An 8,517-nucleotide genomic window follows, 5' to 3' on the forward strand; every position below is an offset into this window, starting at 1 on the left:
CAGGGCTGAAGGTAGCGATCGTCGGACGTCCGAATGTGGGTAAGTCTAGCTTACTCAATGCTTGGAGCCAGAGCGATCGCGCCATTGTTACCGATCTGCCAGGCACAACGCGGGATGTGGTGGAATCCCAACTGACTGTCCGAGGGATTCCAGTGCAGGTGCTGGATACTGCCGGCATCCGTGAAGCCAGTGACCAAGTCGAACAACTGGGAATAGAGCGATCGCGCCGGGCTGCCGAAGCGGCTGACTTGATCTTATTTACGATCGACGCTCAGACAGGCTGGACAAGTGACGATCAGATTATCTACGACCAAGTGAGCGATCGCCCCTTAATCTTGATCATGAATAAAGTAGACCTAGCCGATATGGTTGACCCCACCAGCCTGCCATCGGTATCCCATATTGTGCGCACAGCCGCCGCTCACCACCAAGGCATCGAAGCCCTAGAAGACGCCATTCTGGACTGCATCCACGCCAAAACCCTCACCGCCGCTAACCAAGACTTCGCCATCAACCAACGACAGGCGATCGCCCTGACCCGCGCTAAGTCTGCCCTGCTTCAGGTGCAGCAAACAACCCAGGAGCAGCTTCCGCTAGACTTCTGGACCATTGATCTGCGGCAAGCCATCCAGTCCCTAGGCGAAATTACGGGCGAGGAGATGGTGGAATCAGTGCTGGATGAAATCTTTAGCCGTTTCTGCATTGGGAAGTAACATGATCGCTCTTTATTGACGTTGGCTAAAGAAGCGGTGAAACAATGAAAATAGGTTAATTGCTATCTTTAGTGCCCACGCCATTCCCGAGATTTTAGCGCTTGAAATCTAACAATCAATCAAGAGCAACCAATAAAAAGGAACCATATTATTTTTTACATCTTATATATCTTAAATGCATGAAGGACGGTACTAGGGCGGAATTGCCCGCCCTAGAGAGTTAGGATGCTGAATGAGCGATACCTTAGCTAAGTTGCTTAACTTCTGCAACAAGCTTAGCAACCACATCCTTAGCGCTGCCGAACATCATCATGGTGTGCTCTTTGAAGAACAAATCATTTTCAATGCCGGCAAAGCCTGCGCTCATGCCGCGCTTGATGACGATGGTGTTGTGGGCACGATCCACATCCAAAATCGGCATTCCGTAAATCGGGCTGCTAGCATTTTCGCGGGCAGCGGGATTGACCACGTCGTTTGCGCCAATCACCAACGCCACGTCCGTGCGCTCAAATTCTGGATTGATGTCGTCCATGTCGCAGAGTTGATCGTAGGGAACGTTGGCTTCAGCCAGCAGCACGTTCATGTGACCGGGCATCCGGCCTGCTACCGGGTGAATGGCATATTTTACGGTGACGCCGAGGCGGTCAAGCTGGTCAGCAAGTTCTCGCACGGAATGCTGGGCTTGGGCCACAGCCATGCCATAGCCAGGAACAATGACGACCGATCGCGCATAGCCCAGCATCATCGCGCCTTCTTCCGGTTCCACCGATCGCACCACCCGATCGCCTTGGTCTCCACCGGCAGCGATCGCTGTTCCGCCATCGGAGCCAAAAGCGCTGAACAGCACATTGGCCAGGGAGCGGTTCATGGCTTTACACATAATCTGGGTGAGGATCAGTCCCGATGCACCCACCAAGGCCCCGGCAATGATCAACATATTATTCATCAAGATGAAGCCTGCCGCGCTGGCTGCTAATCCGGAGTAGGAGTTGAGCAGGGAAATGACCACGGGGGTATCAGCGCCACCAATGGGCAGAACGAACAGAACGCCGAGGAGCAGCGAGATGGCAACCAATCCCAAAAAGACGAAGGTTTGCTCAGGATGAACCAGCAGGTAGCCGCTGCCACCTAGAAAGCTGACCAGAATAAAAATGTTGAAGGGTTGCTGCAGGGGAAAGGTAATCGGCGCGCCGGGCATGATGCCTTGGAGTTTGGCAAAGGCCATCAAGCTACCGGTAAAGGTGACCCCACCGATGAGTACACCTAGGATCGTCACCAAGGTAGCGTCTACCGGCGCGGTGCCGGTGGTGGCGAGAACTCGCCAAAATTCGCCCACGGCAATCAAGGCTGAGGCCGCGCCACCTAGTCCGTTGAAGATGCCAACCATTTGAGGCATGGCGGTCATGGCCACCTTCTGGGCAGCGATCGCTCCCACCAAGGAACCAATCACAATCCCGACCAAGATCATGGTGTAGTTCAGGACAGACTGATTGAGCAGCGTAGCCACAATAGCCACCAACATCCCTACCGCCGCAATCTGGTTGCCCTGCCGCGCCGTTGCCGGAGAACTCAGTTTTTTCAAACCCACAATAAACAGGGAAGCGGCCACCAGGTAGGTGATCTCAATGCCTGAGGAAAGAAAGCCGGTTGTCAACATGCTCAATCTAAGCTCCCTTCTTCTTGAACATTTGCAGCATCCGATCGGTGACCAGGAAGCCGCCGACTACGTTAATGGTGGCCAAAACCACCGCAATCAGACCCAGAATGACCGTGAGGTTCAAGTCTTGGGCACCACCAATTAGCAAGGCCCCAACGACAGCAATACCGGAAATGGCATTTGCTCCAGACATGAGGGGGGTATGTAAGGTGGGAGGCACTTTGTTGATCACCTCGAACCCCACAAAGGAGGCGAGGACAAAGACAACTAAGCCCGTTAGCAGTCCTGCTGCCATAGAAATAACTCCTGAGTAATATAACGGTGCATGGAATGGAATGACGGATCGCTATCCGGCGCTCACGGTAGATTCCACCATCAGGGCATCTTTGATGCGGGTATTGCGAATGTCGCCCTCATGGGTGACACAGGCTGCCGCGATGATGTCGTCCTCAAAGTTCAACTGCAGGTCACCGTCTTTGATGAGATGGTTGAGCAGAGTGAGGATATTCTTGGCGTAGAGCTGGCTAGCGTGGACAGGCACGGAGGCCGGCAGGTTGGTAGGCCCAATGATCGTCACCCCATGGCGCACAACATCGCGACCTGCCTGGGTGTAGGCACAGTTACCGCCTTGGTCGGCAGCGAGATCCACAATCACGGAACCGGGTTTCATGCCAGCAATCATCTCTTCGGTCACCAGCAAAGGCGCTTTTTTGCCCGGCACTTGGGCGGTCGTAATCACAGCATCGGCCTGGGCAATATGGGCGGCCACGACTTGACGCGATCGCTCCTTAGCCGCTTCCGATACCTCTCGGGCATAGCCACCCTCGGCTACGGTTTCTTCATCCAAGGGTACTTCCACAAACTTCGCCCCCAAACTTTGCACCTCTTCTTTCACCGCAGGGCGAATGTCAAAGGCTTCCACCACCGCACCCAAACGGCGGGCCGTGGCGATCGCTTGCAAGCCAGCCACCCCAGCTCCCATGACAAACACCTTTGCCGGGCGGATCGTGCCGGCAGCAGTGGTGAGCATAGGGAAATATTTAGGCAGAGCCGTAGCCGCAATCAGAGCCGCTTTATAGCCCGCCACACTAGCCTGGGAGGACAGGGCATCCATACTTTGCGCCCGACTGGTGCGCGGGATCAGTTCCATGCTGAAGGCGGTAATACGCCGTCGAGCTAAGGACTGAATCCCCTCGGGATGCCCCAGGGGATTCAAAAAGCCAATCAGGGTGGCCCCTTCTCGAAGCTGACTCGTTTCTGCATAGCCGTCTTGATCTTGAGGTGGGCTGACCTTGAGCAGCACATCCGCCTCGGCCCAGAGTTGGGCAGTGTCACGGATGATCGTAGCTCCCGCCGCCTCGTACTCGGCATCGGAGAAATAGGCCGCTTCTCCAGCGCCTGCTTCTAGGAGCACGTCCAGCCCTTGTTTAACTAGACGACTGACTGTATCCGGAATCAGCGCAACCCGGCGCTCTCCCATGACTGTTTCTCGTGCAACCGCTATTTTCATCAACTCTCCTTCATGTTCTGTCGCTGCGAATCGTCGTGATCCCCCGCCCCAGAGATAGGGATCACCCATCCCTGGGGATCATGGGTGACAGGGTGAATGTCTATCCGTGGATGTCTACCCATAGAGGACACCCCTAGCTCAAGGAGGTCTAGGGGAAGGGTCGGGGATATGTCATCCGCTGACGGGCCCGCCGCCTCAGGCGATCGCGGTGCTCATTGAGCTGGGATTGCGGCAACGGATTGGCAAAAAACCGGTGGAAATGGTGTAGGGCTAGCACAGACCCATGCATGGTCATCATGCATCGGGCTATGTGTAGAGCTGCCCTGAATCTCTCATGCTGAGAGAGCCAGTTCATGGGCGTTCACGGTGGGCTCAGGGTGCAAAACGGCCATTCCGTGATCCACCGGTATACCTTGCTAAGGGCTCCACAGACACCGAGGCGATCGCCCTCGATCTGCGTTGATCCTGTCCATTCTTGAACCGACTCTACCTAAACCTACCTGACAAGTGGGGAGAAACCCTCTAGTTTTCAGGCTTTCCTAAGAATTCAGGTAGACGAAACGTTACTAAGTTTTTGTTGCTTGAGGTAGGCAAAGACGCTTTTGTCGCCAATATCCGGCGGGATCGCTTGAATGGTCTTGCGCAGGGCAAAAATGGCAAACAGAACAGCCCAGGTTGCTAACAAGCCTCGTTCGGCAGACAGGGGCAGCCATCCTGCCAAGTGTCCCAATAGCAGTAAGGGCACGATCACGGTGAGCGCTTTGGTTTCCAATCGATTGAAACAAAAGGCTTCTTTGAAGAAAATTCCCGTTAAGGCAGCAGCACCAAAGCCAATACCGAAGATGCTCAGGGGCTGCTGGTAGACCGTCAGCCAGAGGGGATCAGGGCTGGAGAAGGCGATCGCTCCTGAGGCGATCGCTCCTATAGCCCAAAAAATCTGTAGGGCGCGATGTAAAACGGCCATATAAATATGGATCATCCATAGGCTGAGCCCCAGACCTGCCATCATACCGGCATAGAGCCAGGTCAAGATCTCTGCTTGATCAACCGTCACTAGACCGCTCAGGACTAGAGCAACACCCACGGCAAAGCAAAGAGCCGCCATGCCCAACCCTAGGCGATAGAGGATCACCTCGCGGCGATCGCGCTGATCAATCACAAAGGAGCCGAACTGCCCTTGATAAACCGCATTGGACTCTATATCTGAGGATGATGGATGAATCATCGTGACCTCCCAAAGCTGGTGTGCAGATCGTCTACCCCTATCGCTAGGTAAACGACATTGTCTCCTTCCAGCTTAAGCCAGAAATGAGATCGGTCTGCCTTGAACAGACAAACCTTGAACTGGGGCAAAACGGCCCATAGGCATAACCCAAGGGAAACAGGCTCTAGCAAGGCTATGGGGGTTTAGAACCGCCGCGTTATAAAAATTAACCCAAAAACAGTCCCACTTTGGGACTTTTAGTATTGCGATCGCGTGATGAGGTGCTATGTTATGGGGAAACTCTAGATGTAGTGTCTCGTTATGACTGTGGACACAATCCGTGACTATCTTCACGAAGTAGCAAGAACACCGTTGCTCAGTGCAGCGGAAGAAATCGAGCTGTCGCGTCAAGTGCAAGCCATGCTCTCCGTACAGGACGTGGCAGATGTTACACCTGAGCAACAGGACATTTTCCAGCGGGGACGCCGTGCCAAGCACCGCATGATTCAAGCTAATTTGCGATTGGTGGTATCCATCGCAAAGCGCTATCAGGGGCGGGGTGTGGAGTTCCAGGATCTCATTCAGGAAGGATCAATCGGACTAAACCGGGCGGTTGAGAAGTTTGATCCAGCCCAAGGGTATAAGTTTAGCACGTATGCGTATTGGTGGATTCGTCAAGGTATCACCCGAGCCATTTCGGAATCCTCACGCACCATTCGCCTGCCGGTGCATATTACAGAGAAGCTCAACAAGTTCAAATCCGCCACCCGTACCCTCACCGTTGCCCTAGGGCGATCGCCGTCTCTCGATGAGATCGCGGAGGAATTGGGTATGCCGTCGTCAGATTTGAAGAAGCTGCTCATCCAAAGCCGCGCTGTGATCTCCTTAGATCATAAAGTGGGGCGCGATGAGGAAACGGCCCTGGGTGAGCTGTTGGCCGATACCGACAATGCCAATCCCCTAGAAATGGCTGAACTCTTGGAAACCGGGGAGTTTATTCAAACGCTATTGGATGGCCTGCCGCCTCGGGAGCAATATGTACTCAGCGCCCGCTATGGCTTGGTGGACGGGAAACGGGCCAGCCTGGTGAGCGTGGGTCGAGATCTCAACCTGTCGCGGGAGCGGGTACGCCAGCTCGAACGCAAGGCCATGAATCAGTTGAAACGTAAAGTGCGGCAACAAAAGAGTGGATCGCCGAGTTCGCGGAGTTTGTCCACGGCTCCATAAACCATCGCAGGATCAATTAGTGAGAGCCATCAGGGTTAGATGACCGGGCGGCGTGTGGTTTGGGGATCGGTCAAGTGCTGATTGCAAGGATTCTCTCTGGCTAGCGACTGGAGATCTGTACAAAGTGGGATAGAATGCTAAGTTGCTGCCGGGTTGCCATCCCAGATTGGGGGCGATCGCAGCCTACTCACCTTCGTTCAGGATGTCCCATCCATGACACAGCAGTACCGCATCACACTTCTCTCCGGCGATGGCATCGGCCCTGAAATTATGGCTGTTGCGGTCAAGATGCTGGAGCGCGTCGGGCAACAGTGTGATCTGACGTTTGACTTCCAAGATGCTTTGATGGGCGGCGTGGCCATTGATGCCACGGGCAGTCCTTTGCCTGACGAAACCCTAAGTATCTGCCGTCAGAGTGATGCCGTCTTGCTAGCCGCTATCGGTGGTGCTAAATGGGATTCTTTGCCCAATCATCAGCGTCCGGAGCGTGGTCTCCTAGGCTTGCGGGCTGGGCTGGGCCTGTTTGCCAACCTGCGTCCGGCAACCATTTTGCCCCAGTTGATCGATGCCTCTAGCCTCAAGCGCGAGGTGGTGGAGGGTGTTGATATTATGGTGGTGCGGGAACTGACTGGCGGCATCTACTTTGGCCAACCCCGAGGAATTTTTGAGACGGAGTCGGGACAAAAGCGCGGCGTCAACACCATGGTCTATGAAGATGCCGAGGTGGATCGCATCGGGCGAGTAGCGTTTGAAACAGCCCAAAAACGTGGCGGGAAGCTGTGCTCAGTGGATAAATCCAACGTGCTGGAAGTGTCGCAGCTATGGCGCGATCGCATGACCCTGCTGGCGAAGGACTATCCCGATGTGGAACTCTCGCATCTCTATGTAGACAACGCGGCCATGCAGTTGCTCCGCTGGCCCAAACAGTTCGATACCATTGTGACGGGGAATCTTTTTGGGGATATTCTCTCCGATGCGGCGGCCATGCTCACCGGCAGTATTGGCATGTTGCCGTCGGCTAGTCTAGGCAGTTCTGGCCCCGGTGTGTTTGAGCCTGTGCATGGATCGGCTCCAGATATTGCCGGACAGGATAAGGCCAACCCCATTGCCCAGGTCTTGAGCGCTGCCATGATGCTACGCTATGGCCTCAATCAACCCTTGGCCGCCGATCGCTTAGAGCAGGCGGTGATGACGGTGCTCGACCAAGGCTATCGTACCGGCGACATTATGTCGGACGGTATGACCCTCGTGGGCTGCCAGGCGATGGGCGAGGCCTTGCTGACGGCGTTGTAAGCGATCGCTTCTACCCCTCCAACATCCCGGCTGGTCTCAGGGCCAGTCGGCGATGAATTGACCGAAGAGTCCCACCTCGCGATTCTTTTGGATTAGAATTCAACAGGCGAGACCCACTACGTTGGATCACAGATAGCCATGGAGCGCGATCGTTCAACCTTCTCTCCCACCATTTCGCGCCAAGAACTGCGCGAGCTGATTCGTTCGCAGCTCCATTCATTGCTTGATCAAGGTAATCTCCAGGGCGCTAAGGCGTTGCTGGTGCCTGTGCCCTCTGCGGATATTGCCGATGCCATTGAAGAGTTGCCCGATGCCATGCAGGCGATCGCCTTTCGGCTGCTGTCGAAAAGTGAGGCCATTGATGTCTATGAGCATCTAGACTCATCGGTGCAGCAGACGCTGATCGAAGACTTCAAGCGGCAAGATGTGCTCGATATCGTAGACAAAATGTCGCCGGATGATCGGGCTCGCCTGTTTGATGAGCTGCCAGCGAAGGTGGTCAGTCGCCTGTTAGCAGAACTGAGTCCCCAAGAACGGCAGGCAACGGCGCTGTTGCTGGGCTACGAGGCGGATACGGCTGGGCGAATTATGACCCCGGAGTATGTGGCCTTGAAGGAAGTCTGGACGGTGACCAAGGCGCTGGAGCATATTCGCAACCTCGCCCATCTCAGCGAAACGGTGTACTACCTCTATATCACCGATGCCGCCCGCCATCTGACGGGCATTCTTTCCCTACGAGACTTGGTCACGGCTCAGCCTGAGCAACAGGTGGGAGATCTGATGGTGCGGGAGTTTGTCTCGGTAAAAACCGATACGGATCAAGAAGAAGTGGCTCGGGTGATTCAGCGCTATGACTTCCTGGCAGTGCCGGTGGTGGATGCGGAGCAGCGCCTGGTCGGTATTGTCACGGTGG

The 8,517-nt window shown here is 55.0% G+C and carries 9 protein-coding genes; 4 read left to right on the top strand and 5 right to left on the bottom strand.

Annotation, left to right across the window (positions count from 1 at the left end; genetic code table 11):
- Positions 1–713: tRNA uridine-5-carboxymethylaminomethyl(34) synthesis GTPase MnmE (gene mnmE, locus V6D20_20875; GenBank protein ID HEY9818234.1), on the top strand; the 713-nt coding region annotated here is incomplete at its 5' end.
- 244 nt (positions 714–957) lie between these two features.
- Here the strand turns inward: mnmE and V6D20_20880 are convergent.
- From V6D20_20880 to V6D20_20900, 5 genes are all read right to left on the bottom strand, one after another.
- Positions 958–2,370, bottom strand: a complete 1,413-nt coding sequence (locus V6D20_20880; protein HEY9818235.1) for an NAD(P)(+) transhydrogenase (Re/Si-specific) subunit beta — start codon at positions 2,368–2,370, stop codon at positions 958–960.
- Positions 2,371–2,377: 7 nt separating this feature from the next.
- On the bottom strand, positions 2,378–2,665 hold the full coding sequence (locus V6D20_20885; GenBank protein HEY9818236.1) for an NAD(P) transhydrogenase subunit alpha: 288 nt from the start codon (positions 2,663–2,665) through the stop codon (positions 2,378–2,380).
- Between the two features lie 51 nt (positions 2,666–2,716).
- Complete coding sequence (locus tag V6D20_20890) at positions 2,717–3,880, bottom strand: Re/Si-specific NAD(P)(+) transhydrogenase subunit alpha (protein HEY9818237.1); 1,164 nt, start codon at positions 3,878–3,880, stop codon at positions 2,717–2,719.
- Between the two features lie 148 nt (positions 3,881–4,028).
- Positions 4,029–4,169 carry a hypothetical protein gene (locus V6D20_20895; GenBank protein ID HEY9818238.1) on the bottom strand — a complete coding sequence of 47 codons (141 nt, stop codon included), beginning with the start codon at positions 4,167–4,169 and terminating at the stop codon, positions 4,029–4,031.
- 258 nt (positions 4,170–4,427) lie between these two features.
- Complete coding sequence (locus tag V6D20_20900; GenBank protein HEY9818239.1) at positions 4,428–5,105, bottom strand: DUF2301 domain-containing membrane protein; 678 nt, start codon at positions 5,103–5,105, stop codon at positions 4,428–4,430.
- Between the two features lie 300 nt (positions 5,106–5,405).
- On the opposite strand from V6D20_20900, the gene V6D20_20905 reads away from it, so the two are divergent.
- From V6D20_20905 to mgtE, 3 genes are all read left to right on the top strand, one after another.
- A complete protein-coding gene (locus tag V6D20_20905) occupies positions 5,406–6,311 on the top strand; it encodes a sigma-70 family RNA polymerase sigma factor (protein ID HEY9818240.1) in 906 nt (301 codons plus the stop codon).
- A gap of 213 nt (positions 6,312–6,524) precedes the next feature.
- Positions 6,525–7,604: a 3-isopropylmalate dehydrogenase gene (leuB, locus tag V6D20_20910; protein HEY9818241.1), complete on the top strand. Its 1,080-nt coding sequence runs from the start codon at positions 6,525–6,527 to the stop codon at positions 7,602–7,604.
- Between the two features lie 138 nt (positions 7,605–7,742).
- On the top strand, positions 7,743–8,517 hold a 775-nt coding region (gene mgtE, locus V6D20_20915; protein ID HEY9818242.1), incomplete at its 3' end, for a magnesium transporter.

The sequence above is a fragment of the Candidatus Obscuribacterales bacterium genome, assembly GCA_036703605.1.
Lineage (GTDB): Bacteria > Cyanobacteriota > Cyanobacteriia > RECH01 > RECH01 > RECH01.

What these genes read in the sequence shown, in the direction of transcription:
- V6D20_20880 (HEY9818235.1), bottom strand. Translation starts at nt 2,370, where the DNA reads ATGTTGACAACCGGCTTTCTTTCCTCAGGCATTGAGATCACCTACCTG.
- V6D20_20885 (HEY9818236.1), bottom strand. Translation starts at nt 2,665, where the DNA reads ATGGCAGCAGGACTGCTAACGGGCTTAGTTGTCTTTGTCCTCGCCTCC.
- V6D20_20890 (HEY9818237.1), bottom strand. Translation starts at nt 3,880, where the DNA reads ATGAAAATAGCGGTTGCACGAGAAACAGTCATGGGAGAGCGCCGGGTT.
- V6D20_20895 (HEY9818238.1), bottom strand. Translation starts at nt 4,169, where the DNA reads ATGCATGGGTCTGTGCTAGCCCTACACCATTTCCACCGGTTTTTTGCC.
- V6D20_20900 (HEY9818239.1), bottom strand. Translation starts at nt 5,105, where the DNA reads ATGATTCATCCATCATCCTCAGATATAGAGTCCAATGCGGTTTATCAA.
- V6D20_20905 (HEY9818240.1), top strand. Translation starts at nt 5,406, where the DNA reads ATGACTGTGGACACAATCCGTGACTATCTTCACGAAGTAGCAAGAACA.
- leuB (HEY9818241.1), top strand. Translation starts at nt 6,525, where the DNA reads ATGACACAGCAGTACCGCATCACACTTCTCTCCGGCGATGGCATCGGC.